The organism is Ferruginibacter profundus (assembly GCF_054783275.1).
In genome coordinates this window covers 65,112-91,484 of record NZ_BAAGQW010000003.1, presented here as the reverse complement: position 1 = coordinate 91,484, position 26,373 = coordinate 65,112, and the positions used below count along the sequence as shown (strand labels likewise).

Annotated in this window: 21 protein-coding genes; 13 read left to right on the top strand and 8 right to left on the bottom strand. The window is 40.6% G+C overall.

The window, feature by feature from the left end:
- Nucleotides 1-24: 24 nt before the first annotated feature.
- The 5 genes from ACYVM0_RS20190 (at nt 25) to ACYVM0_RS20170 (ending at nt 8,197) form a co-directional block, all read left to right on the top strand.
- A complete protein-coding gene (locus tag ACYVM0_RS20190; protein ID WP_460560058.1) occupies nt 25-1,887 on the top strand; it encodes a DUF1800 domain-containing protein in 1,863 nt (620 codons plus the stop codon).
- A 20-nt stretch (nt 1,888-1,907) separates the two neighbouring features.
- Entirely contained in the window at nt 1,908-3,755 is a 1,848-nt protein-coding gene (locus ACYVM0_RS20185; protein ID WP_460560056.1) for a DUF1501 domain-containing protein, read from the top strand.
- Nucleotides 3,756-4,026: 271 nt separating this feature from the next.
- Nucleotides 4,027-4,995, top strand: coding sequence for a ligand-gated ion channel (locus tag ACYVM0_RS20180; RefSeq protein WP_460560054.1), 969 nt, complete (start codon nt 4,027-4,029; stop codon nt 4,993-4,995).
- Between the two features lie 513 nt (nt 4,996-5,508).
- A complete protein-coding gene (locus tag ACYVM0_RS20175; RefSeq protein WP_460560052.1) occupies nt 5,509-6,189 on the top strand; it encodes a hypothetical protein in 681 nt (226 codons plus the stop codon).
- A 604-nt stretch (nt 6,190-6,793) separates the two neighbouring features.
- Nucleotides 6,794-8,197: a DUF6600 domain-containing protein gene (locus ACYVM0_RS20170; RefSeq protein WP_460560050.1), complete on the top strand. Its 1,404-nt coding sequence runs from the start codon at nt 6,794-6,796 to the stop codon at nt 8,195-8,197.
- Between the two features lie 61 nt (nt 8,198-8,258).
- On the opposite strand, the gene ACYVM0_RS20165 is transcribed toward ACYVM0_RS20170, so the two are convergent.
- The 3 genes from ACYVM0_RS20165 to ACYVM0_RS20155 all read right to left on the bottom strand — a co-directional run bounded on the left by ACYVM0_RS20165 (nt 8,259) and on the right by ACYVM0_RS20155 (nt 10,285).
- Nucleotides 8,259-8,678: a GNAT family N-acetyltransferase gene (locus ACYVM0_RS20165; protein WP_460560048.1), complete on the bottom strand. Its 420-nt coding sequence runs from the start codon at nt 8,676-8,678 to the stop codon at nt 8,259-8,261.
- Between the two features lie 72 nt (nt 8,679-8,750).
- The gene (locus ACYVM0_RS20160; RefSeq protein WP_460560046.1) at nt 8,751-9,317 is read right to left on the bottom strand and encodes a lysophospholipid acyltransferase family protein; all 567 of its coding nucleotides are present in this window, start codon (nt 9,315-9,317) and stop codon (nt 8,751-8,753) included.
- A 65-nt stretch (nt 9,318-9,382) separates the two neighbouring features.
- Nucleotides 9,383-10,285, bottom strand: a complete 903-nt coding sequence (locus ACYVM0_RS20155; protein ID WP_460560044.1) for a helix-turn-helix domain-containing protein — start codon at nt 10,283-10,285, stop codon at nt 9,383-9,385.
- Nucleotides 10,286-10,438: 153 nt separating this feature from the next.
- On the opposite strand from ACYVM0_RS20155, the gene ACYVM0_RS20150 reads away from it, so the two are divergent.
- From ACYVM0_RS20150 to ACYVM0_RS20125, 6 genes are all read left to right on the top strand, one after another.
- Nucleotides 10,439-11,290 (top strand): aldo/keto reductase, encoded by an 852-nt coding sequence (locus ACYVM0_RS20150; protein ID WP_460560042.1) that lies wholly within the window; start codon nt 10,439-10,441, stop codon nt 11,288-11,290.
- Between the two features lie 29 nt (nt 11,291-11,319).
- Entirely contained in the window at nt 11,320-12,165 is an 846-nt protein-coding gene (locus tag ACYVM0_RS20145) for a DUF4440 domain-containing protein (RefSeq protein ID WP_460560040.1), read from the top strand.
- 70 nt (nt 12,166-12,235) lie between these two features.
- Nucleotides 12,236-13,375 carry an aldo/keto reductase gene (locus ACYVM0_RS20140; protein WP_460560038.1) on the top strand — a complete coding sequence of 380 codons (1,140 nt, stop codon included), beginning with the start codon at nt 12,236-12,238 and terminating at the stop codon, nt 13,373-13,375.
- Between the two features lie 12 nt (nt 13,376-13,387).
- A complete protein-coding gene (locus ACYVM0_RS20135; protein ID WP_460560036.1) occupies nt 13,388-13,990 on the top strand; it encodes an NADPH-dependent FMN reductase family protein in 603 nt (200 codons plus the stop codon).
- 61 nt (nt 13,991-14,051) lie between these two features.
- Nucleotides 14,052-14,666, top strand: coding sequence for a DUF6498-containing protein (locus ACYVM0_RS20130; protein WP_460560034.1), 615 nt, complete (start codon nt 14,052-14,054; stop codon nt 14,664-14,666).
- Nucleotides 14,667-14,725: 59 nt separating this feature from the next.
- On the top strand, nt 14,726-17,017 hold the full coding sequence (locus ACYVM0_RS20125; RefSeq protein ID WP_460560032.1) for a GH92 family glycosyl hydrolase: 2,292 nt from the start codon (nt 14,726-14,728) through the stop codon (nt 17,015-17,017).
- A gap of 47 nt (nt 17,018-17,064) precedes the next feature.
- Here the strand turns inward: ACYVM0_RS20125 and ACYVM0_RS20120 are convergent, their stop codons facing one another.
- Together ACYVM0_RS20120 and ACYVM0_RS20115 are read right to left on the bottom strand one after the other, a co-directional pair.
- Complete coding sequence (locus ACYVM0_RS20120) at nt 17,065-17,616, bottom strand: RNA polymerase sigma factor (protein ID WP_460560031.1); 552 nt, start codon at nt 17,614-17,616, stop codon at nt 17,065-17,067.
- Between the two features lie 296 nt (nt 17,617-17,912).
- The gene (locus ACYVM0_RS20115) at nt 17,913-18,704 is read right to left on the bottom strand and encodes a hypothetical protein (protein ID WP_460560029.1); all 792 of its coding nucleotides are present in this window, start codon (nt 18,702-18,704) and stop codon (nt 17,913-17,915) included.
- Between the two features lie 631 nt (nt 18,705-19,335).
- On the opposite strand from ACYVM0_RS20115, the gene ACYVM0_RS20110 reads away from it, so the two are divergent.
- Nucleotides 19,336-21,585, top strand: a complete 2,250-nt coding sequence (locus ACYVM0_RS20110) for a hypothetical protein (RefSeq protein ID WP_460560027.1) — start codon at nt 19,336-19,338, stop codon at nt 21,583-21,585.
- Nucleotides 21,586-21,646: 61 nt separating this feature from the next.
- Here the strand turns inward: ACYVM0_RS20110 and ACYVM0_RS20105 are convergent, their stop codons facing one another.
- From ACYVM0_RS20105 to ACYVM0_RS20095, 3 genes are all read right to left on the bottom strand, one after another.
- The gene (locus ACYVM0_RS20105; protein WP_460560026.1) at nt 21,647-21,949 is read right to left on the bottom strand and encodes a hypothetical protein; all 303 of its coding nucleotides are present in this window, start codon (nt 21,947-21,949) and stop codon (nt 21,647-21,649) included.
- A 180-nt stretch (nt 21,950-22,129) separates the two neighbouring features.
- A complete protein-coding gene (locus ACYVM0_RS20100; RefSeq protein ID WP_460560024.1) occupies nt 22,130-22,960 on the bottom strand; it encodes a DUF2911 domain-containing protein in 831 nt (276 codons plus the stop codon).
- A 70-nt stretch (nt 22,961-23,030) separates the two neighbouring features.
- Nucleotides 23,031-24,107: a DUF3500 domain-containing protein gene (locus tag ACYVM0_RS20095; protein ID WP_460560022.1), complete on the bottom strand. Its 1,077-nt coding sequence runs from the start codon at nt 24,105-24,107 to the stop codon at nt 23,031-23,033.
- A 275-nt stretch (nt 24,108-24,382) separates the two neighbouring features.
- On the opposite strand from ACYVM0_RS20095, the gene ACYVM0_RS20090 reads away from it, so the two are divergent.
- On the top strand, nt 24,383-26,350 hold the full coding sequence (locus ACYVM0_RS20090; protein WP_460560020.1) for a T9SS type A sorting domain-containing protein: 1,968 nt from the start codon (nt 24,383-24,385) through the stop codon (nt 26,348-26,350).
- Nucleotides 26,351-26,373: the final 23 nt, after the last annotated feature.

Here is a 26,373-nt window from a genome sequence, read left to right as displayed (position 1 = left end):
TTATTGCCTAAACTATTCTTATTTATGGGACATGAAAAATTAAAGCGAAAAGATTTTTTTAAGAACATCGCCGGTTTTAAAAAGAAATTTTCTGGTGATGTACTTACTGAAGAACCACCGGGCGGCCCCGACCCGTTGTTTGACAAATATGCCCGTAAAACTTTGGGGCCAAGGCAATATAGCGAAGTAGTACAGCTACCTGTTGCCGATGATGTGGATTCTTTACGGGTGGGCAATATCACCAGCGGGCTTACACCTTATGCAGGCGCATGGACAGCCTGGGAAGTAACCCACCTGTTACGACGTACAAGTTTTGGTATTAAGAAAGCAGACCTGGAAGCCCTGCAGTTGTTAACCCCATCTGCGGCGGTAGATGCATTGTTAAATATCAGTGCGCCGGTGTTGCCTTCGCCTGCGCCGCTCAATTACTACCAGGCTACTTTGGCCGATAGTGGCGGCATTGCGCTGGGCGCCAGCTGGACGTCTAATAATCTTACCTACGTAAATGCCAATGATGGCACTAACAATAGTTACAGGCAAACCAGCCTAACCAGCTGGAGCTGGGGATTATGTATTGATGATGTTGCTACCATTCGTGAAAAGATGACACAATTCTGGTATCATTTTATACCGGTAAATTTTGATGATATCAGGAACCAGCAGAATAATTCTGCTACCATGTGCAGCGATTATATGAGTTTATTAAGAACGAATGCACTCGGTAATTTTAAAACCTTAATTAAAGCCATTGCAAAAACACCGGCTATGCTGGTATTCTTAGGCAATCAATACAGTACTGCATCAGTGCCTAACGAAAATTTTGCACGGGAGCTGATGGAATTATTTACATTGGGCAAAGTACCTACACAAAACTATACCGAGCCTGATGTTATTGCGGCATCAAAAGTGATATCCGGATGGCGGGTACCCAGTTTTATTGCGGCGTATCCTTTTGCACCGGGCTTTAATGCTTCCTATCATAATCAAAGCAACAAAGTGTTTTCTTCTTTTTTTGGCAATACTACCATCACTAATCAAACCGGCGTAAATGGCGCCAATGAATTTGATATTTTCTTTGATATGCTTTTTACACAGCAGCAAACCACTATTGCAAAATATATCTGCCGCAGGCTCTACCGTTTTTTTGTGTATTATGATATTGATCCTAATATTGAAACGAATGTAATTGCTCCGTTATCAGCATTGCTCATCAGTAATAACTGGGATATGTTACCGGTAATGAGTACACTATTAAAAAGTGAACATTTTTTTGATGTGGCCAACAAAGGCGTGATGATAAAAAGCCCGGTGGATTTTATTGCCGGGGCATTACGTACTTTAAATATCAACACCACCGCTGCCGCAGGTGCTACACAGGTGGCTAATCAATATACCATCTGGAATTATTTTCAGAATTATGCTTACAATAACCTGGAGCAGGGGCTTGGCCTGGTACCCAATGTATCGGGATGGAAAGCCTATTACCAGGACCCTACCTATTATCAAAACTGGATCAATTCCAATTCCATACAACGCAGGGCCACATTGCTTACAAGTTTTATCAATGGTTTTACAGTAGGTGGCCTCAGCATTAAATTTGATCCTATTGCTTATGTACAGCAATTTCCTGCAGCAACCATACAGGATCCTGATCTGCTGATCAATGCCATTGTGCCTTACTTATTTGCAGTTGATCTGCCTGCAACATATAAAAGTGATACAAAAGTTGCAACGCTTTTAGCCGGCCAGGTAACCAACAGTTACTGGACCACGGCATGGAATAATTATGTGGCCTCACCCACAACAACCAATGCCAACATTGTTAAAACCAGGCTCAATTCTTTGTTCACCACATTTCTGCAGCTGGCAGAATTTCAATTAATGTAGCCTCTTTAAAATAAGATATTATGAACCGTAGAAAATTTTTAGGTAACACTGCACTCTTTACAGTACCAATGATGATTTCAGGTATGCCCGTATTTGCAGGCGATGGTGCATTACATCCTTTTTTGCAGGCACTTACTTTGTCTAATGCCAATTGTGGCCGTGTACTGGTGATCATACAAATGAATGGAGGTAATGATGGTTTGAATATGGTAATTCCATTGGACCGGTATACAGAATTGAATAATGCCAGGCCCAACCTTTTAATTCCATCGGGTGCTGTACTGGCGCTTAATGGTACCACCACTACAGGTCTTCATCCTGCAATGACGGGATTAAGAGATTTGTTTAATGATGGAAAAGTAAACCTGGTGCAGGGTGTTTCTTACCCCAATCCCAACTTCAGTCATTTCCAGGCGCAGGACATCTGGTTTACCGCCACCAGCACTTTGCCTTCTCCCGATACAGGATGGCTGGGCAGGCAATTAGATACCACTTACCCGGGCTTCCCTACAGGTTATCCTAACACTACCAGTCCAGATCCACTGGCTATACAAATCGGTGGTGCGTTACCGTTATCATTGCAGGGCCCCAATATCAACATGGGATACAATGCTCCCAATCCTGCTGCATTGATAAATGTAGCCACTGCCACGCCTGCATCTGCACCGGCCAATGATTATGGCAGGGAACTTACATTTATACGCATGATGAAGGACCAGAGCAATGCTTATGCGTCCAGCATTTCAGCTGCTTATGCCGCCCAGGTAACTTTATCAACCATGTACGCCGCATCAGGCAATACCTTGTCTGACCAGCTTAAGATTGTGGCAAGGCTTATAGGCGGTGGATTAAAAACGCCGGTGTATATTGTTAACCACCCTGATAGTTTTGATACCCATGTGGACCAGGTGGTAGCAGGCAATACAGCAACGGGGTATCATGCAAATGTATTATCAAAATTATCTGTTGCCATTGCTGCCTTTCAAAATGATATTACTTTAATGGGCAAAGCCAATAAAGTAACCGGCATGACCTTCAGTGAATTCGGTCGCCGGGTAATTGCCAATACCAGCGTAGGTACCGATCATGGTTCCGGCGCACCGGTGATTTTCTTTGGGGCTGCTTTAAACGGCGGTGTTACCGGCACTTCTCCGGTATTGCCCACTAACCCAACCGCCAGCACGCAGGTTCCGCTGCAATACGACTTCCGGCAGCTATACACTACCGTTATGCAAAAATGGTTGTGCATGACAGCAGCTGAATCACAAACTATTTTGAACGGTACCTACACAACAGTGCCCTTATTTAATGAAATTGTATTGCCACTGGATGGTATAGAACTGAATGCCGGCTGGGATGGAGAATTTGCCAAACTGGATTTTGAAGTTTTTGAAAATGACAAGTATGATACGTTTGTTATAGAGCGGTCAGTAAACGGTACCGATTTTCAGCCGCTGAATGCAGTAAAAAATACCAGCAATTTAAATCAGCAGAAATACGTGTATAAAGACAGCCGCATCAGTGCGCCACAGATATTTTACCGGATAAAAGGTATTACCAAACAAGGCATGCCGGCATATTCCAAAATTGTAAAACTTAAAAATACCAATAAGCAGGAGATAAGGGTGTATCCAAACCCGGTGACGAATTATACTATTAACATAGAATTTTTAACAAGGGTAAATGAAAACGTGGAGATCACTATTTATGGTGCCCGGGGCGAAAAATTATATTATAACCAGGTCAACCCACGAGGTAATGTATCCATCAGTTTTAAAGTGCCCGGTTTCTTTGATGTAAAAACATTGTATATTTTAAATGTGGCCTATAGCGGTACAGTGATTAATGAAAAAATATTATTTGAATAAAGTAACTAACCTGGAAAAATAAACCCAAAACCAAAATCCTCTTTCTCAGTTTACATAACGTAAAATATGGGAAGGGGATTTTTTATTAAATGCAGCTTTGCACTGGTATCTAAATAGAAGGGCTGTATTATTTATCAGCCGGCTACTACCGGCATGCTGATCATATGATAGGGATGCCGGTAAATGCAAAAAGGGAATTAACAACAGCTTTATAAAAACTACTTTTTTTTTCATCACCGATTATCTAACTTCCCTTTATTAAAATAGCCTGATGAAAAAAATACGAATCTTTATTGCCGTACTAACACTTTGTTTTTCGTTGCTGTGTGTACAATCCTTTGCCGGTGATGAGCCCGCAGATACGGTGTACACAGGTATCTATGTAACCAGCATACATGATATTGATTTTAAGCAAAAAGAGTATACCGTTAACTTCTGGCTGTGGTTAAAATATAAAAACAAAAAATTCGATTTCCTGCAAAACCTGGAAGTGCCGCAGGCTAAAAGTGTTGCAAGGTCGTTTTCCACGATTGACTCTTCAGGCAATAAAATATATATCCTGATGAAACTGCAATGTGTGATGAAAGATTCCTGGAAGATCGGCAACTTTCCTTTCGACAGGCAAAACCTCAGGCTCTCCATTGAAAACTCACAATTTGATTCGCATGCTTTGATCTTTATGCCGGATACTTTGGGTAAACACTACGATGCCCGTTTTACTTTAAGCGGATGGAAAATTGACAGCTTTAATATATCGGCTGGCACCAAAGTTTACGAAACAGGATTTGGTGACGAAACTCTTGATAAGCCCCATACAGAATACAGTAACTATAAAGTTAAGATTGGCCTTGAGCGGGAGGCCACTGGTTTATTCTGGAAAATGTTTTTGGGTATGTATGTGGCCTTCCTGATTGCGTATATCTGTTTCTATATTCATGCAGATGGTATTGACTCCCGTTTTGGTTTAAGTGTTGGGTCTTTGTTTGCGGTAATTGGTAACAAATATATTATTGATTCAGCATTACCGGAATCCACTTCTTTTACGCTGGTAGATACATTACATGGGCTTACGCTGTTTTTTATCTTTTCTGTTATTACCTGTACCGCATACACGCTGAAATTGGTAAAGCAGGATAAAATTAAGCAGGCCAGGAGGTTCGACCTGGTTGCAGCACAGGTATTGCTGTTACTTTACGTGGTATTCAACATTTATTTTATTTCCCGGGCAAATGCAACATAGCGTAAAATAAATAGGGGCCAGGATAAAAATCCAGCCCCGCTTTTAAATCCAATATCCTATGAAAAACCAGTACAAAGGTAGCCGGTGAAAAGCCTCCTGTGTTATACCATTCGATCATTATGTTGTATAATTCCCACATTCTGTACTACCATACTTGTACGAATACACTGAAATCTGCTTTGCCTTATGTAATAACACTACAAAGCTGTTCTGCCACGGCAGCAGCTGACTGCCAAAAGCATTTTTAAAGATTATATAATTCAGGATTTTACTTATATAATTCCCACTTTACTTTGCACGGTATTAAAAAACATGAGTCATTAATTCTGATAACAATATTTCTTTTTACCGGCTGTAATACAGGCTGGCACTTATTATCAGTGTAGCAGGTATTTTTTTATTGCGTACACAAAGCTTTACAAAACAAAAATCACGGCACTGCCATAATAGTGAGGTAAACTATACATGGCATAAATGTTGACTCTTATGGAGTAACAAAAATTATATACAAAAATGACAAAGATTAATCTGATCCTGGCGGCTGCTGTTGCAGTGACGGGATTTACAGCATGTAACAATGCAAGTACAGAAACTGCAAAGCAGGATGCTGTTAATTTAAACAACTATGTTGATTCAGTAGAGAACCTTACTCCTGTTTATACGGTAGCTAACTGGTCGGCACTGGATAATGGTTACCAGGAAAAAGCTTTGCAGGCAGAAAAAACAGTAGCCACGCTTGAAGCAGCAGACAAAGCTAAGCTGGAAGAAAGCAAAGCAAAATATGCCGCTTTAAAAGCCAAGTATGAAGCCAAGCTTAAAGAAAATGAAATGGAAGCTAAAACAGCTGCAACCACACCTGATTACAGGCAGGTGCTGAGAACCAAATTATTTGGTGAAGGTAAAGTAGGTGCTGATATGAAATTTGAATCAGTAACTGCAGATAACATATTAGGCGTGTATAAAAATTTTGTAAATACTGTTGCTGATAACAAAGACAGTTACACCCGTGAAGACTGGGACGAAATAAAAGTATTGTACGAAGCATTAGATACCAGGAAGAATGTGGTTGAAAAAGATCTTTCGGGTAGTGATAATTTGAAAATAGCGGGATTAAAAATAAAATTTGCTTCTATTAAAGCAACACATAGGGGAGGTACCAAAGGTGCTGAGAATGCAGCCGCAAAAGAGCAATAAGCAATAAGGATTATAATTTAAAAAGAACGTTTCAGGCAACTGAAGCGTTTTTTTTTGCGTGAGACGTGAATGGTGAATCGTCAATCGTGAGTATGGTTTTCAGGTTGAATAGCTTTTATTTTATTGTACTGCTCTGATTCACCTCTCACCATTCACGTCTGACGTCTCACGCAAAAAAAAGGGGCCAGGATAAAGATCCAGCCCCGGTAATAACTCCATTTTCTATAAGAATCCAATTCCCAATAAAACTCCTGCAAAGTTATCAGTACATATATGGCAAGTATTATATAATGTATTATTTAAGTTACATAATTCACACATTCTTTGTCGTGAGACGTGAATGGTGAATAGTGAGTGGTGAATCGTGAATGGTGAATAGTCAATCGTCAATAATCGACGCCTCATGACTCACGCCTCATGACTCACGTCTCACGCCTCACGTCTCACGCCTCACGTCTCACGCCTCATGTCTCACGCCTCATGTCTCACGCCTCATGTCTCACGTCTCACGTTAAACATTCTCCTTTCGTTAACAAACTTTAGCAATTGCTGCCCGTCTATAGCACAGGATTTGTATTAATTATGGTACTAAAAATCACTAAACATGAAAAATTTAAAATTTGCGGTCGTGCTTTTTATTGCGGTGCTGGGCTTTTCGCCAGGCAACGAAATAAAGGCGCAATCTGTATCTGTAAACTTTTCCTTATTTCAGCGGGAGTTGGGTCCTCACGGCCGGTGGATGACCAATCCCCGTTTTGGAGAAGTGTGGATCTATAATGATCCCGGCTTTAAACCTTACTACACCGATGGCCACTGGGAATATACCAACTACGGATGGTCGTGGGTATCTGATTTTGATTGGGGATGGGCACCATTCCATTATGGCCGCTGGGAATACGATCCTTCTTTTGGCTGGATGTGGATACCGGGTTACGACTGGGGTGCAGCATGGGTAAGCTGGAGTGAGTATGATGATTATTATGGCTGGGCACCGTTAGGGTATGGTGTTAATGTAAACGTTTCTTTTGGCAGCATTCCTTATGATCGCTGGACGTTTATCCCGAGAAGAAATATCTGCGACCGTGATATCAATCGTTACTATATATCACCCGACAGAAATCGTGGCTTTAGAAATGCTGTAGTGATCAATAACTATTATGGAGGCAATGGCGACAGGGGAAGATTTATGAGAGGGCCGCAAAGAAATGAAGTGGAACGCTATACACACAACAATATAACCGAACGTAGAATTGATGACAGGGAAAGACAAGGTAGATGGACTGCCAATAACGATAACAACCGCAGAGATAATGGAAACGGAAATAATAATGGGGGCAGAAGAAATGATCAGCAGGCAGGCGGTGGCAATAATAATGGAAACGGCAATAACAATGGTCGCTGGGGAAACAGGGATGGCCAGGTGAGAGGCGACAATAACAACACCCGTGACAATGGCAATAATAACGGCGGCAGAAGAAGTGACCAGGTAGTGAGGGCAGATGATCAGCAAAGAGAGCAGAATTTCCCCGGAAGAAAACCCAATGCAGATAATAACAATGGTCAGCCCAACAGGGATATCAATAATCCCCAACGGAATGATAACAGGTTCCCCGGAAATGGTATGCCCAATGAAAAAAGAGGCAACAGGGATAATAATCCGCAGGGAAACTTTCCGCAGCAGCAGGATGCTCAAAGGCAACAGCAGCAGCAAATGGAAAGGCAGCAACAAATGCAAAGGCAACAGCAACAGCAAATAGAAAGGCAGCAGCAGGATGCACAAAGGCAGCAACAGCAACAAATGGAAAGGCAACAACAAATGCAAAGACAACAGCAGCAACAAATAGACAGGCAGCAGCAGCAAGGGCAAAGGCAACAACAGCAGGTAGAACGACAACAAAGACAACAGCAACCTGCAATGGAACAACGGAGAGACCAGGGCGGACAAAGATCGTATGGACAGGGAGGTAATGATAACCGCGGTGGTGGCGGAAAGGGCAGAAGAGGATGATGATTATGAAACAGTGTACAGATAAATATTCCCCGGTTGATTAATTACAGCCGGGGATTTTTTATACCGTTAAGCTGAAATGATGAGCAATGATATTCATTTTCTTGGACAGGTAAAAACGATGGGCATCATTACGGTGATGTGCCGAATTTAAATGAATAGTTTGAATTGATTTCTCTTTTGCAATAGCTGCTATATGATCAAATAAAATTGCGGCATAGCCTTTTTTTCTTGCTGCAGCAAGGGTAACAAAATCATCAAGGTCTATTATCAGGCCATTATATAAAGTGGTGGTAAACCTGAAACCTGCAGCGCAAACTGCTATACCATCATCTTCAATATACAAAAGATGGTAGCCTTCTTTTTTCATTTGCTCAATGGTGATAAGAAAACTTCCGGCTGTATGGTGCGGCCTCAGTTCTTTCATTACTTCAAAGCATTGTAAAAGATCCTCCTCAGTTAAAGCTTCTTTTATTTGCATGCTGCAGCAATTTTACGGGATATAAAAATACGATTTCCGGATAAAGTGAAATGTAAATTCAGCAACCGTTAGTTATATGCTTTCTTTAAGATGTCTAAGATCAAACTCCGGGTTGGCGCCTTTTATAGTTGCAAAAAAAGCAATGATCTTTTTAAAATCAGCTGCTTCATCAGCAGTTGTAAATAAAGGTTTGGCAATTACCAGTTTTTTATGTTCAAAATCTAATCCTGTCATCACAATGGGAACCTGCGCCTGTTTGGCAATATGATAAAACCCCGTACGTAATTTATCTACCCGTTTGCGGGTGCCTTCGGGTGCCATGGCCAGCAAAAAAGATTCGTTGTTGGCAAACAGTGCAGTAACCTGTTCCACCATACCATGTTTACCGGAGCGGTCAACCGGTGTGCCACCCAGCCAACGGAATAAAAATCCGAAAGGGCCGTCAAACAATTCCTTCTTGCCTAAAAATTTTGCCTGGTAAATTTTTAATTCATTCCTGGCAGCAAAGCCTACCACCACGTCTTTCCAGCTGGTATGTGGTGCAATTACCAATACCATCTTTTTATATTGATAGGGAAAATTACCTGCAATTTTCCAGCCGGTTATTCTCCAGTATAATTTCCACAGCAAGCGAAGCATTGCAGTAAGATACTACATTTATTGGCGGAAAGAAAATAGAATGGCCGGTGTTGCTGCAGGTAAATCTAGAGCAGGTTCATATGCCTGTATTCATTGGGAGATTTGCCCACACGCTGCTTGAACAAACGGCTAAAATGTTGCGGATATTTAAAACCTAATTCATAAGCGATCTGGTTAACAGATTTATCCTGTTCAAATATTTTTTCCTTCGCCACATCAATTACTTTCGATTGAATATATTCCTGCGCTGTTTTACCGGTTTCTTTTTTAATAAGATCGCCAAAATAGTTGGCGGATAAATTCAATTCACCGGCACAATAAGCCACCGAAGGTAAACCTGTTGTTTGTGGCTTGTCAGTTTGATAAAAATCATTCAGTAATGCTTCAAATCTTTCCAAAATTCCTTTGTGGGCTTTATCCCGTGTAATAAATTGCCGGTCGTAAAAACGTATACAATAATCTAAGAACAATTCTATATTGGATACAATAAGTTTTTTGCTGTGCTTGTCAATGGCATGAGTAAGTTCATATTCTATTTTGGAAAAACAATCCAGCACAATCTTTCTTTCCCGTTCCGATAAATGTAATGCTTCATTTGATTGATACGCAAAAAAACTATAGTGCTGTATATGACGTCCCAGTGCGGTGCCATGTATTAAATCAGGATGAAAAACCAGTGCATAGCCCTTGGGCTGATAGGTTTCTCCGTTGCTGTTCATACCCGCTACCTGGCCGGGCGCTAAAAAAACCAATGTGCCTTCCTGGTAATCGTAGGTATGTCGGCCATATACCAGGTCGCCGCAATTCACATCTTTTAAAAAAATGGTGTAAAACCCGAAATACATACGGGAACCTTGCCGCGGAGCCGCCTTTGATAAGTCAACAACACTAACCAGCGGATGGAGCGTTTCGTTATTATTAAACACATTGTAATCGTTGATGGTATTAAACCTTCGCATAGTATCCATATGGATGTTATTTGTGTATTCGAAATTACTGATTTATTGATCGCTGGCGTAAACACCCGCCCATAATCAGTAATGTTGGTAGATTAATCCGTAATATGTATACATCAACACGGCAAAACCTTTACACCTTTGTGTTACAAATCAGAATGTGTTATGAAAAGTGTTACATTAAATAATGGAGTTGAAATGCCCGTTTTGGGTTTTGGTGTTTTCCAGGTAACCAACCTGGCAGAATGTGAAAGCAGTGTAATTGATGCCATTGAAACCGGCTATCGTTTAATTGATACTGCGGCCTCTTATATGAATGAAGAGGCTGTTGGCAGGGCTGTTAAAAACAGTGGTGTAAAAAGAGAAGAATTATTTATCACCACCAAACTCTGGATACAAACGAATGGTTACGAAGGAACAAAAAAGGCTTTTGAAAATTCGTTGAAACGATTGCAATCAGATTACCTGGATTTATACCTCATACATCAACCCTATGGCGATGTGTATGGTGAATGGAGGGCCATGCAAGATTTATATAAAGAAGGAAAGATAAGGGCCATTGGGGTAAGCAACTTTCATCCCGACAGGCTTATGGACTTAATGATGCACCACGAAATTGTGCCTGCAGTTAACCAGGTTGAAACACATCCTTTTCATCAGCAGAACGACATGCAGCAATTCCTCCGGGAAAATAATGTACAGATAGAATCATGGGGGCCTTTTGCCGAAGGGAAAAACAATATCTTTCACAATGAACTATTACTTTCAATGGGTAAAAAATACAACAAATCAATAGCGCAGGTTGTGCTTCGCTGGCTTACCCAACGTGGCGTTGTAGCTATTCCAAAGTCAGTTAAAAAAGAAAGAATGAAAGAGAATTTTTCCATCTTCGATTTTGAATTAAGCACTGCAGATATGGAAGCCATCAAAACATTAGATACAAATGAAAGCAGTTTCTTCGACCATCGTGACCCGGCAATGGTAAAGTGGCTGGGAGAAAGAAAGCTGGACGCATAAGTAAATACAAAATCACTAAAATAAAAACAATGAAAAAACTACTGTATGTAATGATCTTATTTTCTGTTGCTTTCTTTTCAAAAGCAACGGCACAGGATGCAGCTATATTTCCTAAAGGCGAAATATCAACCACAGATAATCACACCGGAACTGTTTGGCTTAAAGAATTAAATGTGCCTGATAGCCTATTTAATTTCAGCCTTGCCCATGCAACATTTGCCCCGGGCGCAAAACTGGATTGGCATATTCATCCGGGAGGCCAGTACCTGCTTATTACCGAAGGCACAGGGTATTACCAGGAAAGAGGTAAACCTATGCAAATAGTTCACAAAGGAGATGTTATTAAATGTATGCCCGGAGTAGAACATTGGCATGGTGCAACTCCGGAAACCAGCTTCGGATATGTGGGAGCCACCCCGGTACAAAAAGGGAAAACAATCTGGCTAAAAAGAGTAACGGATGAAGAATACAAAAACATAAATTTTACTTCAGCAAATGAAGAACAGGAAATTAAAGAACTCTCTAAGCAAAAATGGAATTGGATGGCGGATAAGAATGTAGATTCTTTAAATGTGCTGTTTGATGAAAAATCTATGTTCGTTCACATGGGGGGAAGCTGGGGTAAAACCCAGGAACTTGCTACTATTAAAAGCGGTGGTATCTGGTACAAAAAAGCTGAGGTTTATTCATCTTCTGTGAAGATCTTTGGTAATACTGCTATTCTGCTGAACGATATTGACTTGCTGGCAGTGGTTGGGGGAAATGAAGTCGTTCACTCTTTTATGGTGACCGAAGTGTATATAAAAACAGAAGGCAAATGGAAGATGGGCTCTCTTACCTTTTCTCAATTGCTCAGGCCAGTTAAGATGAAGTAATCAATAGCTTTACCCTGTAAAGAAATTAAAGTAATTCTGATCAATTGTAAAATCAATAAAAAAATAAATCATGGACCGTCGTAAACTTTTTAAAACTGGCCTTGCATTAGCCGGAGGCTCAATGCTGGTATCTACCGGCGCAGCGCATACGCAAATAGAAAACACTACTGCAGGTATGCCAAAAACAGGAGGTTTACCGGGCCGTCGTAAATTGGGTGGTACACTGGAAGTGTCCAGTATTGGTTTGGGCGTACAAAATATGCCCCGTACATATCAGACAACAATTCCTTCCAGGCCTGAAATGATAAATATCATTCGAAAAGCATTCGATCATGGTATTACCTTATTCGATACAGCTGAAGCCTATGGCCCCTTTGAAAGTGAGCGAATACTGGGCGAAGCGATTACATCTTTTAGGAATAAAGTGGTAATTGAAACGAAGTATGGTTGGAACATCGACCAAAAAACAGGCCAGCGTCTTCCGGGTTTGAACAGCCGCCCCGAACATATCAAAGAGGTAGTTGAAGGAATGCTAAGACGTTTGCGTACCGACCGTATTGATCTGTTGTATCAGCATCGTGTAGATCCCAATGTTCCGATTGAAGATGTGGCAGGTGCAATGAAAGACCTTATTAAGGAAGGCAAACTGTTGCATTACGGACTTTCTGAACCAGGAGTACAAACTGTAAGACGGGCACATGCTATTCATCCTGTTACGGCTATCCAGAACGAATACTCGCTTTTATGGCGTGGGCCTGAAAAAACGATCATTCCGCTTTGTAAAGAACTCGGCATCGGCTTTGTTTGCTGGAGCCCGCTTGGCGTAGGTTTTTTAACCGGGGCTATTGATGCAAATACGAGGTTTGCCCAGGGCGACATCCGGGGTGTGGAATCCCGTTTCTCGCCAGAGCATTTACCAAATAATCTTGCACTTGTTGAGCTGGTAAAAAACTGGGCTACACGTAAACGAGCCTCCCTTGCTCAAATATCCCTGGCATGGCTGCTGGCGCAGCAACCATGGATAGTGCCTATACCAGGCACAACACAGATGGCGCATATGCTGGATAATACCGGTGCGGATGATATTCGTTTTACTACCGCTGAACTTGATGAATTCAATACAGCATTAGCTAAGATTGAAATCAAAGGTGAGCGCCTGCCGAAATTTGTACTTGATTTTTCTGATGTAGAAGCGCCACAAAAAAAGTAAAGAACTCTCAGAATGAAAAATACGCTTATTCTTTCAGCGATCATCAGCCTGTGCATAGCATACGGTTGCTCTGGTGCACAAACAGTATTGCCAAAAAAAATATTGATCGTGTATTTGTCACGCACAAATAATACAAAAGTAATAGCAGAAATCATTCAGCAAAATGTTGGAGGCTCACTGATAGCGCTTGAACCGGAGAAACCTTATCCTGAAAACTATCAGCAAACAGTACAACAGGTGGTAAAAGAAAATGAAACAGGCTATTTACCTCCGTTAAAAACAAAAATTGATAGTATTGAGAACTATGATTGTGTATTTATAGGATTTCCAACATGGGATATGAAGATGCCACCACCGATGAAAAGCTTTTTGAAACAATACAATTTTAGCGGTAAAACACTGATTCCTTTTAATACAAATGCCGGCTACGGTGTGGGAACTGGTTTTCAGACCGTAAAACAATTATGTTCTGATAGTAAAGTGGAAGAAGGCTTTGAAATGAAAGCCGGGGCAGAAAAAGATGGTCAATATCTTGTAATTAAAGGCGAAAAGGTTGAAGAGGCACAAGCGAAAGTTAAAAAATGGCTACAAAAAATAAAATTTATAAATAAGTAGACACTCGTTTTATCCTGTGTAAAAAATAAATCCTTTATTTTAACGGCATCAAATATACCTGATGTTTAAAAACCTGTTCAGCAACCCATCATTTTTGTTACTTCTAGCCGGCAACTTTTATTGTATATGGTATTACGAAAATAATCCCGGTGCATTTCCTACGGTAGTGTGGATATACTGGTTTCAAAGTATAACTATCGGGCTGTTTAATTTTGTTGAGTTGCTTACCATGAAAAATTTTGATGGCGAAAGTTTTAAACTGAACAACCAACCAGTAACTGCCAGTAACCAGGGTTGTGCGGCCTGGTTCTTTTTAGTGCATTACGGTTTTTTTCATTTGGGGTATGCGATTTTTTTATTGATACAGATCGGCGTGCGTTCGGTAAATAAGACGGTATTGCTAATTGGTGTGGCAGTATTTTTCCTGGAAGCGATCCTGAATTTTATCAGGCAAAAACAAATGGAAAGTAAGGTTACGTTTAATGTGGGCGCAATGTTCATGCTGCCTTACCTGCGCATCATACCCATGCACCTGATGATATTGTTGCCTGCTTTTTTAGGCTGGAAACCTTCCCTGATTTTTTTACTATTAAAAATGGGAGCAGATATTTTATCTTTTCTTTTTTATCATAAGATATATGGAAAAAATAAAGTTGCTGATGGTATGCAGCAATAAAATTTGATCATTTTCTTTTTATAGCCTGTTGTAAAGGATTTATGTTTTAACTTTCCGGCATGAAAAAATTATGCCTTATTCTTTTTATACTTTCTGCTAATTATTGTACCACAGCACAAAACGATCCCGTAGATTATGTTAATCCTTTAATGGGTACCGATTCCAAACCTGATCTTAGTAATGGTAATACCTATCCTGCTATTGCTGTGCCATGGGGCATGAATATGTGGACACCACAAACAGGAAAGATGGGGGACGGGTGGCAATACCAATATGCCGCTGATAAATTACGTGGGTTTAAACAAACGCACCAGCCTTCGCCATGGATGAATGATTACGGGCAATTTGCTATTATGCCGGTTACCGGTGCCATGCGTTTTACACAGGATGATAGGGCGAGCTGGTTTACGCATAAATCTGAAACGGTTACACCCTACTATTATAGCGTTTACCTTGCCGATCATGATGTAACTACAGAGATCACCACAACCGAACGTGCGGCCAGTTTCCGTTTTACATTTCCAAAAACGGATAGTGCTTATGTGGTGCTGGATGCATTCAATAAAGGTTCTTATGTAAAAATTATTCCTTCGCAAAACAAGATCATTGGTTACAGCAGCAAATACAGCCGCGGAAAAATGCCCGGCTTTAAAAATTATTTTGTATTGTATTTTGATAAAGCCTTTACTATTTCAAGCGCCTGGCGGGGCAACCAGTTAGCAAAAGATACGCTGGAGTTGCAGGCCGATCATGTTGGTGCTATTGTAGGATTTAAAACCAATAAGGGAGAGAAAGTAAATGTAAGGGTAGCTTCTTCTTTCATCAGTATTGAACAGGCAGAATTAAATGTAAAAGAAATTGGTACTGATAATTTTGAAACCGTAAAAGCGAAGGCCAGAAAAATATGGAACCAGACCTTAGGAAAAATAAAACCCGAAGGTGGAACGATTGATCAGTTGCGTACTTTCTATTCCTGTTTGTACAGAACATTATTCTTCCCTAATAAATTATACGAAAAAGATGCAGCAGGTAATATTGTGCATTACAGTCCTTATAACGGAAAAGTAATGCCGGGCTATTTATTTGGCGGCACCGGTTTCTGGGATACCTTTCGTGCATTATACCCTTTTCTCAATTTAGTATATCCTTCTGTCAATAAAGAAATGCAGGAAGGCCTGGTGAACGATTATAAAGAAGGTGGCTGGTTGCCCGAATGGAGCAGTCCGGGTTATGCAGATATCATGATCGGGAATAATTCTGCGTCAGTGGTATCCGATGCCTACATGAAAGGATTGCGTGGCTACGATATCAATACTTTATATGAAGCGCTGCAACATGGTGCCAATAACGAAGGGCCAATAAGTGCAGTAGGGCGTAAGGGAGTGAGTTACTACAACAGTTTAGGTTATGTGCCTTATGATGTAAAGATTGATGAGAACACCGCAAGAACATTGGAATATGCGTATGATGATTTTACCATTTTTCAACTGGCAAAAAAATTAAACAGGCCCGAAGAAGAGATCAGGTTATATGCCAAACGGTCGCAGAACTATAAAAATGTTTTTGATCCGCAATCTAAATTAATGCGTGGTAAAAATGCCGATGGTAGTTTTCAATCGCCATTCAATCCTTTTAAATGGGGTGATGCATTTACCGAAGGTAACAGCTGGCATTACAGCTGGAGTGTTTTTCATGATGTGGATGGATTGATTAATTTAATGGGCGGCAAAAAAATGTTTGTACAAATGCTGGATAGTGTGTTTAGTTTACCACCCGTTTTTGATGATAGTTATTATGGTGGTGTGATACATGAGATACGTGAAATGCAGATTGCCAACATGGGCCAGTATGCTCATGGCAACCAGCCCATACAACACATGATATACCTGTACAATTATGCAGGCGAGCCATGGAAAACACAATACTGGGTACGTGAGGCAATGAACAGGTTGTATAAAGCCACTCCCGATGGGTATTGCGGCGATGAAGATAACGGGCAAACATCGGCCTGGTATGTATTTAGTGCAATGGGTTTTTACCCGGTTTGTCCTGCTACCGATCAGTATGTACTGGGGGCTCCGTTATTTAAAAAGATCACCATCAGTTTGGAGAATGGCAAACAATTTATTATTAATGCACCTGCAAACAGTGCTGCCAATAAATATATTCAGGCAGCAAATTTGAATGGGGCTGCCTATGATAAAAACTGGCTCAGCCATTTTGATATTTTAAAAGGCGGCAGCTTTAACCTTACAATGGGTGCAACACCTGCAACCGGCCGGGGTACAAGCATTTCAGCATTTCCATACTCATTTAGTACTGATAAGGAAAATGCAAAGTATATAAAGTAATTATTGTTGCTTTATAAAATAACTATCAAATTCAATTGCTGGTTATATTATGCCGTTTGCTGCAGCATTTCACGTAACTGTGTGCGGGAGCGGCTGAGCTGCGATTTGGAGCTGCCTTCTGTGCAACCCAGGATACCGGCAATTTCACGGTGGTTGTAACCTTCAATTACAAACATGGTAAAAACGGTGCGGTAACCACTGGGTAATTTGGTTACAATTTTTACAATATCTTTTTGTGCAAGGGTGTCAAAAATATTGGTTTCACTGTCTTCAATATACGGGCTCAGTTCTGTTTGATGGCTATGTGTTTTTTTAACGGTGCTTCTGAAATGGCTTACGGCTGTGCGGAACATGATTTTTTTCAGCCAGCCTTCAAAGCTTCCTTCGCCCCTGAATTTATCCAGGTTGCCAAATATTTTTATAAAACCTTCCTGTAACAGGTCTTCTGCATCGGCTTTGCTTTTAGCATAGCGAAGGCACTGTTTATACATTACAGGCGCAAATTGCAGGTATAATATTTCCTGCATTTTGGAATTCCCTTTCATCGATTCGCTGATGATCAGATCCAGCGGTATGTCATTTTTATATTCAGTTTGCATGGTATGTTCTATTAAAGCACTGTTGTTGAAAATATTCGGCCTGTATGTTCAGTTGCAAGTATTTTTAAACTGAATGTTAATTGTAACAGGCTGGTCAATAAACCGGTATTTCAAATCGAAATATGCAACAGCCACAGTGAAAGTAATAGTGTTGCAGCTAAAAAGAATATTTAAGGCCGTTTAATTTCAATAATGTGGGAATGATGTAAGATTTTAGAAAATTTGTGTAAGAATTTTGTAGTTTAAATGCAAGTAGCATCTGATATTGGGTAACCAGGCAAAAAGTAAGTATGTTATTACCGGCTGATAATTTTTATTTTTTCGTAGCGGAAAACTTTAGCCGGGTCGGGGCTTCCCTTTGAAGGGTTATAATTTTTTGGATAAGCCTTATCGCTGATAAAATACCCGGTAACTGAAATTTTTGGTAAACTGCTGCCTTTAAATAGCGTGTCAGCATCAACCAGTTTTTCATTCGCTCTTTCCAGGTAAAATAATTCCTTTTTAAAAGGTTTGGCATTGGAAATTGTTTTCAGCCATTGTGCACAGGTACAACCAGTGAGTCCGTATGATACTGTAAATGTCTGGTTGCGGATATGTGGTTTTAATTTTTCTCCTTTTGCATGCATCCTGAATTCAGTATAGCGGAATACTTTTGCTTTTTCCAGGTTCTCCTCAGTTTGTAGGGTGCCTTTTGGGTAGTCTTCATTTTTATAGAATTGACCTGTTACAATAAGGTTGTGTTTTGAAGCATCAAAAAAATCCGGTAAACGCAAAGTACTATCTGCAGGTTCAATAAAAATGGAATGGGAGGACAGTGCATTTTCTTTTTGATATTTTATTCTGTCGCCTGGGCTTATCCAGTTGGCACAGGCACATCCCCAAACTACATATTCCAGCTCTAATTGCTGTATTTTTCCTGTCAACTCATTGGTGGAATCTGAGATTATTTTTGGAGCAATTTTTTGCGTTGCAACATCTTTTTTAATTACAACGGCTTGCTTATCCGCTTTGCCGGAATGGCCGGTACAGGAAGCCATGAATAGCAGTACTGTAAAAAAACGATGCTTTATTGTGATATATAAATTCATAAGCAGACTAAAAAAATGGTAAACCTTACAAGAGTTTACAAGACAGTAATTTAATTTACAAAATTTGAAATAACAGCAATTGGCGTTGTATCTTTCTTAAATTATTGTTATGTTTTTAATAACAGGCAAAATTGATACAGTTAAGCAGAAGTAGCATATTCAAAACGTCCGGGGATAAAAGCAACCCGGGGGAGTTGAAATGCAAATTTTATTTTGTAGCATCTTATTGAATCACTTGCTTTTATGATATCATGAAAAATGTTCATAAATTTTTATGTAAAAAAGCTTGCATTTTTTTTTATGGAAGCTTAATTTCAATGTCCCGAAGTAAAATAACACTAATAACTCTTTTCAAACTTTAGCCAGCGGCTATCACACTGCAGCAACGGACTTCTTTTAGTACGGTTTTTTATTTTTCTCCTCTGCGTCCACAGTATTTTTTAAATGCTTACCGGTAGTTTTTTAATTGATCTTTTATTCATCGCAATAAAACGTCAAACTGTACCGGCGTGAATGGTACGGAACAATTGATCACCCTCAAAACAAAAAAATGTATGGAGAGAACAAACTGTAAACATGAATTGCCCGAATTATTGGAATGAAATTGTATCACTATTAAATTTTAGTAAGTATGAAACATCAACAAAGTAACGGCCATGCCGATGCATTGGCAGAACCCAACGCCAGCAGTGCCGTGCCTGCTCCGTTTATTAAAAAACCCAAAAAAACATCCCCGGAGAAAGAGGAAAGAAATGCTGCTGTTACAGAAGAGTATTTTGCTGTAACCGAACAGGACGAAATGAGTACCGCCATGATGGAAGATGAAATGGAAATGAATGCAGATGGCACCGCTGCCACATTACCAATTCCGCCAATACCCATTATAAAAAATAAAGTATACGGACGTTACCGCGGCCAATTAGGAAATTTTGAACTTGAACTGAGGGTGGATGTTGATGGTGCTGCTCCTTTACAAAAAGTAAGCGGCGATTATTATATGATCTCGGGGCAAACAAAATCTTACTTCGGTTCTTTTATAGCTGATAGTATTACCACCACCATCGTAAATGGTATCATTACCATTACGGGTAATACTGCTACAACATGGGCCACTTCTTACACCAAACTGAAAATAGCTATTAAACAAACCCTGGTGTTTCAGCCGCTGGCACCTGCCATGCTGCAATGGTTTCATGTAAGTACCAATGCTCCGGGTGCCATGTATGTATGTAATAATTTCAGTCGTGCATTCCGAACCGTTAGGTTAGAGCAGGACCGTACATCGGGTGTGGTACCTTTTGTTAATTACAACACGGGGTCGCTGCCTTCCGGCGGGCCGGCAAGGGTATTAAGCATCAATACTGCCTATGGCGAAGCAGGTGTGGAAATGAATACCGCCGGCATCAGCAATGTAGTGCCCATGGCATTGGCAGGCGCCGATGCCAAATGGACCAATGCAGAATTGCATAATGCCATGGTAAATCATTTCAGCCTGATGCAGAATAATCCTGCATGGGATGTCTGGCTCTTGCATGCGTATGAACATATTAACGGCCCGGGTTTATATGGCATCATGTTCGATCAGACCGGTTTGCAACGCCAGGGTGCAGCTGTATTTTACAGGGGCATTGGCGGCGCATCGGCAGAACAGCAACGATTGCAGCTGTATACCTGTGTGCACGAGTTAGGCCATTGCTTTAACCTGCTGCACTCATGGCAAAAAAGTCTGGCAACACCACCAAAACCAAATATACCCGGTTCTTTATCATGGATGAATTATCCATGGGGTTATCCCGGTGGTGCGGTAGCATTCTGGAGCCATTTTGCGTTCCGCTTTGATCCGACAGAACTCACTCATATCCGCCATGGTTTCAGAAATAATGTGATCATGGGAGGCAATCCATTTACAGTGGGTTCTTCATTGCAGGATATTGGTTCGTTATTTGAAGATAATATTGACAATACCACCAATCTTGAATTACAACTGGAAGCTAAAAAAACATACCTGCTTGGCGAACCTGTTGTACTGGAAACAAAATTAAAAACCACCAGTACAAAAAATAACAGGGTAAACAGCAGCCTGCATGTAAACTATGGTTTTGTAACTATCGGTATTAAAAAACCCGGTGGCGAAACGCTGGTGTACGAACCATTGGCAGAAATGTGCATCGAACCGGAGCATACTGTTTTAAACAGCAGTAATCCCGGCGTATATGAAAGTTCGTATATTGGTTTCGGTAAGCAGGGTTTCATTTTTGACCAGGCCGGCAATTACCAGATACGTGCAGTATACTACCACGAAGACGGATCAAGAATTGTATCGGATACATTAACACTGAGGGTAAAATATCCTTCGGGCAAACATGATGAAGAAGTAGCTGACCTGTTACTGACTGATGAAGTGGGGTATTTATTTGCCTTTATGGGTTCTGATGCACCGTACCTGAAAAAAGGCAACGATGCCATCAATACTGTAGTGGACAAGTATAAAGATCACCCGCTGGCAGTATATGCACAATTCGTTAAAGGTGTAAATGAACAACGTACTTTTAAAACCATTACTGCCGATAAAGCAATGGAAGTACGGATGCCTGATTTTAACGCCGGTGAAGTATTGCTTAACGAAGTGATAGAAAAATCAAAACAGGGAAAAGGACTGGATAATATCAGCCTGAACCAGGGTATGCAGATACTGGCTAAAGCCTATCAGCGTGAAGGCAATATGAAAGCTGCAGAAAGTACAGTGAAAAATTTAGTGGCGCATTTTAATAAACAACCTATCAAACAGGAAGTAAAAGAAATGATAGCTAAAGATGCCGCAAAAATTTTAGCACCGGAAAAAGAAGACAGAAAACGTGATACAGGATTTGATAATCCATAAGTTTAATGATGTCACGTTATAAAATAAGGGCAGCTGTTACGCTGTCCTTATTTTATTTGGGCTACTTTTCTTCGGCCTTTGTAAGCACAAAAGGAGTTCCGGCCCATAACTCTTCTGGCTTTGTTTCTTTAATGGCTCCGCTGAAGATAATTTTTTTACCTGCTTTTTGTAATGCGGCGGGCAGGTTACAGGGTAACAGCGGCATAGTATTGCCTTTGTAATGAATGCCGAAATTTACATTATCCAATAAAAATATTTCGCCTTCCTTTTTATCAATGATTTGTAATGTTTTAAGATCACTGTGGCAATCCGTTTCTTTTAATTCACCAGCTTTGGATGCGTATTTTTTATTACCGTTACTCATGGTACAACTGATTAAGAAAGTAAAAAATAATAAGTACCTGTACATCTAGTAAAATACAAATTATCAGTTGCATTTAAAAGCAAATAGCAGGTTATCTTTTCTGTAATACAAAAAAATTATGCACAAAAAAAATGCCGCAACAGCTTTTTAAAACTATTGCGGCGTAAAATAAAAATTCAATTATAAACCGGCTATTAATTCGGTAGCCATTTTTACATAATCATCATTTTTTGCCTTGGTAGCATAATCCTTGCATAATAATGCAGCAGCTTTTGCAGCCGTTTTATCACCCAGTTTTTTATGGATACGGGCTTTTAATAAATACATGAAAAAAGCTTCTTTGTTAGTTTCCAGCGCTTTATTCACCCAGGTTAAAGCCTGGTTTAAATCTTTGCCATTATCGTAGTAATAAGAGGCGGCGTTAAAATAAGGCTTGTTATCCTTGTTCATTACATTGTCTATCTGCGCCATTACATTGGCATCAGTACCGGTGGTGATGGGAAACTGCAGGTAAGTATGCTCCCACATCAACTCCACATTACAACTGCTGCCGGTGATGGATGCAAAATTGATGGTAAAATTTTCAATGGTATACGGCATGGTTACCACATCGGCTTCTACACGTACAACATCGTTTTCAACTTTGTAGGCAGATGGCTGGTTTACGGTAACATCCTTTGAAATAATGATGGTCCATTTTTTTTCGCCGGGAATGGTAAGCAAGCCATATTTACCTGCTTTAACCAATGTGCCGCCAATGGTTACATCATCACTAAAAGTAAGGGTGGTAGCGCCGTTGGCACCGGTACGCCATACTTTACCAAAGGGCACCAGGTCGCCCATTACTTTTCTTCCTTTTACTGCCGGACGGCTATAACTCAATTCAATTGCACCCACACCAAAATTTTGTTTTATGGTTTGTGTAGGCGAGGGTTGTGGGGTGGTTAATGTTTGTGCATTGGCAAAAGTTAAAGCAAACAAAACCGTTACGATCAATAGTATCTTTTTCATTTTTAGTTTTTTTAGTGAGCAAATGTAAGTAATAAGCTGTTCAGATAGATATATGGTTTATTAAATCAGGTCAATGTTTTTCGGCTAAATAATGCTGCTTCAATACATCTTCGCCATACTCATTACCTTTCTCTCTCCATATAGCGTGTATATGATTGCCCTTGCCGCCAAATCCTGAATTATCAAACTCAATTAAAAATGTAGGGCCATTCAATACATAGTAGTGTGCTTTTGTTTCATCATACTCCCCGATCCAGCCAAAATATATTTTATCAATACCGGCTTTTATAATTTTATCATACTCTGCAACAGCCTTGTCGTATTCTAAATTAAAAACAAATTCACGGATGATGTAACGCAACACTGCCTGTTGCTCTTTCGTCATTTCTTTGGCCTGTATACCCCAGTTATCAATTAACCGTTTGCCACTTTCTGCGGCAGTAATAATATCTTTTGGAACAGCAGCACTCATGGTGGCTTTTTGTTGTTGCGCAGGCGGTAATAAATGAATGAGTTTAATGCCCAGGTCTTCTTCCTGCCCCAGTATGCGCAGGCCGGCGTATTCCATCATTCCGTATTCGGCAGGATCGGTGCCCACAAACAAAGGTGTTACCGAAAGCTTGTCTTTTACAAAAGTAAAATTCAGAGAGAGGTGATGGCCCTCTACTTTATATCCCCATACACTGTCTGCAGGGGTACCAAAAAAGGCGAGAAAATAATTCCCGGTAGACCATTTTAGATCTTTAATAAAACTATAGGTAGAATCGGGGATCATATTTTTATAGTGCAGGCTGTCATAAAAACGATTCAGCAAATTGTCCAGTTGCATAATACCGGTAGCTTTAAGATATCCCTGCGAACTAAGGGATACAGACAATATGCGGTGAAATAATTTACGCTGGTCTTCTGTCATATTCGTTACACTCATACCCGCTCTTGCACGCAGGCCTATGGGTAGGTTATTCCATTTCATTCTTGCCGTATCTGTAAAAGAAAGCAGCGCTTCATGACGGTGCATTTTATCCAGTGAGTTTATAAATGCAAGGGCGGCTTGTTTTATTTCGGCATTGTAGGTAGCCTGGCTTTTAGATACTGTTGGGAATAACAGTGCAATTACTACCATTGCAGGAAGAAATAATCGGGGCATGTTGTTGCTGGTTTGAAAAATGAAAAAGTGATTGTTGTTTTGGCAGGGGAGAAGATCGTTTGAGGTAACAATATAAAAAACGTTTTTCATAAGTCATAATAAATAAAAAGCAGGCTTACACTACACACCACGAGTGCCATTTTTTTATTCAGCCTTAATTTCCTAAATTGTGTATCTCATCTATCCTCCTCCCACTGAAGTCAACTAACGAACGCCGCTATTAACCCGACAACATTTTTAAGTACTTTTTTACTGTATTCAAATCTTTCTGCAACATGAAGAAAATTCTGGCTACTATTATTTGTAGTGGTATACTCTGTACCGCATGCTGCCAATGGTCGGCAGACCCTGCCATCAATGTGGAAGTATCCTCTTATACTTCATCGGTAATATTAACATCACCTACCAGTACCGGCGGTACCTTTATCAGCATGTACAAACCCAATGGCAGCAATTTTGATATGGTAGTGCAGTACATCAATGCGGCAGGGGTAAAGCAATTTGGCAACGATGGTATCATTCTTAACAGTTACCCTGCCAACAGCGCCACCTTTGTATACAATGTAATGACGGATGCACAGGATAATTTTATTGTGGCTTTCCAGGATCAGCGATCGGCAAGCTTTTCGGCAGTAGCCTATAAAATAAATACTGCAGGGCAATCATTGTGGGAAACCACACCTGGTACCGGCGATGGTTTATTATTAGGTGTTGGCCTGGCTCCTTATCCATGTCAGTTAAGCAATGGCGATTATATTTTTGCATGGAGTAATACCAGCAACAATAAAATTGATTACCAGAAAGTAACGGCAGCAGGGGCGTTGGCATGGGGCAGTGCGCTGGAGATCAATCCTGTTATTACCGGCAGGCAGATCACCCGGCCGCAACTGGTGGCACATACAGGGGATAAATGGGGGATGGTATTTCAGCAACGCAATGGTACCGTTGGCAATCCCTTACCCAGTACCTTATACGAAAAACAATTTGACAGTGATGGCAATACTTTGTGGACAAGCAACCCGCTATCCAACTATGTAACGGCCACTTCAAGATATTACTCTGTCACTTCACTGGCAGATGTTACTTACATTGGTTACTATGGCAACCCCAATTTACAAAACCGCTTTGATGGATTTGTACAACGTGTAGATGGCGACGGTAGTTTGCCCTGGGGTATCAACGGCAGCGATTTTTCTACCGAGCAGGTGAATTATGAAATGAATATTACCATTGTGTACAATGCTATGTTGCAGGAAGTATGGGCCGTACAAACTTATACCGATATCAACCAGGTTACTTACGGCATCTATACACAACGCTTTGCTGCCGCCACGGGTGCAAGGCAGCTTACTGATAATGCCAAAGAATTAATTCCGCTATCTGCCAACAGGGAACAAACCTGGCCTACCGGCATGGGCTTATGCAGCGATGGCAGTTTAATGTTTATGTTTTACAGCGATGTAACCAATAATATTTACGCTACTAAAATAGATGCCAACGGTAATTTTATCTGGCCGGTATGGCCCGTTACCCGGCTGGTGATTGCAGGTACCGCTAATACCAAGGCCAGGTACAATTTTTCTGTGGCAGCAGATATGGGGGTTGCCGTATGGCAGGAAAACAGGGCGGGTAACACCCTGGCATATGCGCAAAATGTTAATTGCATGGGCATCATTGGCCCGCTGGCTATACATTACGAATATTTTACCGGTACTAAAAATGGCAATACTCATGTGCTCAACTGGAAAGTGTATGCAGAAAATTCAGCTAAAGGGAAAATGATATTGCAACAAAGTGCCGACGCCCGCAATTTTACTGATATTTACAGCATTACTGCAACGCCGGTACAAATGCTGCAACCTTTCAGTTATGCCAACACGCAATTATTAAAAGGCATTAATTACTACCGCCTTAAAATGATTGATGATAACGGAATGATAAACTACACATCCATGGTAGCCTTAAGTAATGCTGATAAAGGATTTGATGTGATCAGCATTACACCTAACCCTGTTGCCGCCAATGGTAATTTTAAATACAATATCAGTGCTGCCGAGCGGTTGAAAATAACGATCATTATTACAGATATTACCGGCCGCGTGGTGCATACGCAAAGCCAAACGCTTATTGCAGGGTTTAACGCAATTGAAATGAATGTGGCTAGCCTGGCCAGTGGCACCTACCAACTTTATGGTGTAACTACTGAAGGAAGGACAAAAGTGATGGCTTTTGTGAAAGAGTAGCGATACCTGCTGTTAAAACATAA

Bases quoted from the DNA above. Each gene is read 5' to 3' on its own strand.
- ACYVM0_RS20175 (WP_460560052.1), top strand. From the start codon at position 5,509: ATGACAAAGATTAATCTGATCCTGGCGGCTGCTGTTGCAGTGACGGGA.
- ACYVM0_RS20165 (WP_460560048.1), bottom strand. From the start codon at position 8,678: ATGCAAATAAAAGAAGCTTTAACTGAGGAGGATCTTTTACAATGCTTT.
- ACYVM0_RS20145 (WP_460560040.1), top strand. From the start codon at position 11,320: ATGAAAAAACTACTGTATGTAATGATCTTATTTTCTGTTGCTTTCTTT.
- ACYVM0_RS20120 (WP_460560031.1), bottom strand. From the start codon at position 17,616: ATGCAAACTGAATATAAAAATGACATACCGCTGGATCTGATCATCAGC.
- ACYVM0_RS20095 (WP_460560022.1), bottom strand. From the start codon at position 24,107: ATGCCCCGATTATTTCTTCCTGCAATGGTAGTAATTGCACTGTTATTC.
- ACYVM0_RS20160 (WP_460560046.1), bottom strand. From the start codon at position 9,317: ATGCTTCGCTTGCTGTGGAAATTATACTGGAGAATAACCGGCTGGAAA.
- ACYVM0_RS20170 (WP_460560050.1), top strand. From the start codon at position 6,794: ATGAAAAATTTAAAATTTGCGGTCGTGCTTTTTATTGCGGTGCTGGGC.
- ACYVM0_RS20100 (WP_460560024.1), bottom strand. From the start codon at position 22,960: ATGAAAAAGATACTATTGATCGTAACGGTTTTGTTTGCTTTAACTTTT.
- ACYVM0_RS20180 (WP_460560054.1), top strand. From the start codon at position 4,027: ATGAAAAAAATACGAATCTTTATTGCCGTACTAACACTTTGTTTTTCG.
- ACYVM0_RS20185 (WP_460560056.1), top strand. From the start codon at position 1,908: ATGAACCGTAGAAAATTTTTAGGTAACACTGCACTCTTTACAGTACCA.
- ACYVM0_RS20090 (WP_460560020.1), top strand. From the start codon at position 24,383: ATGAAGAAAATTCTGGCTACTATTATTTGTAGTGGTATACTCTGTACC.
- ACYVM0_RS20135 (WP_460560036.1), top strand. From the start codon at position 13,388: ATGAAAAATACGCTTATTCTTTCAGCGATCATCAGCCTGTGCATAGCA.
- ACYVM0_RS20110 (WP_460560027.1), top strand. From the start codon at position 19,336: ATGAAACATCAACAAAGTAACGGCCATGCCGATGCATTGGCAGAACCC.
- ACYVM0_RS20105 (WP_460560026.1), bottom strand. From the start codon at position 21,949: ATGAGTAACGGTAATAAAAAATACGCATCCAAAGCTGGTGAATTAAAA.
- ACYVM0_RS20155 (WP_460560044.1), bottom strand. From the start codon at position 10,285: ATGGATACTATGCGAAGGTTTAATACCATCAACGATTACAATGTGTTT.
- ACYVM0_RS20125 (WP_460560032.1), top strand. From the start codon at position 14,726: ATGAAAAAATTATGCCTTATTCTTTTTATACTTTCTGCTAATTATTGT.
- ACYVM0_RS20140 (WP_460560038.1), top strand. From the start codon at position 12,236: ATGGACCGTCGTAAACTTTTTAAAACTGGCCTTGCATTAGCCGGAGGC.
- ACYVM0_RS20190 (WP_460560058.1), top strand. From the start codon at position 25: ATGGGACATGAAAAATTAAAGCGAAAAGATTTTTTTAAGAACATCGCC.
- ACYVM0_RS20130 (WP_460560034.1), top strand. From the start codon at position 14,052: ATGTTTAAAAACCTGTTCAGCAACCCATCATTTTTGTTACTTCTAGCC.
- ACYVM0_RS20115 (WP_460560029.1), bottom strand. From the start codon at position 18,704: ATGAATTTATATATCACAATAAAGCATCGTTTTTTTACAGTACTGCTA.
- ACYVM0_RS20150 (WP_460560042.1), top strand. From the start codon at position 10,439: ATGAAAAGTGTTACATTAAATAATGGAGTTGAAATGCCCGTTTTGGGT.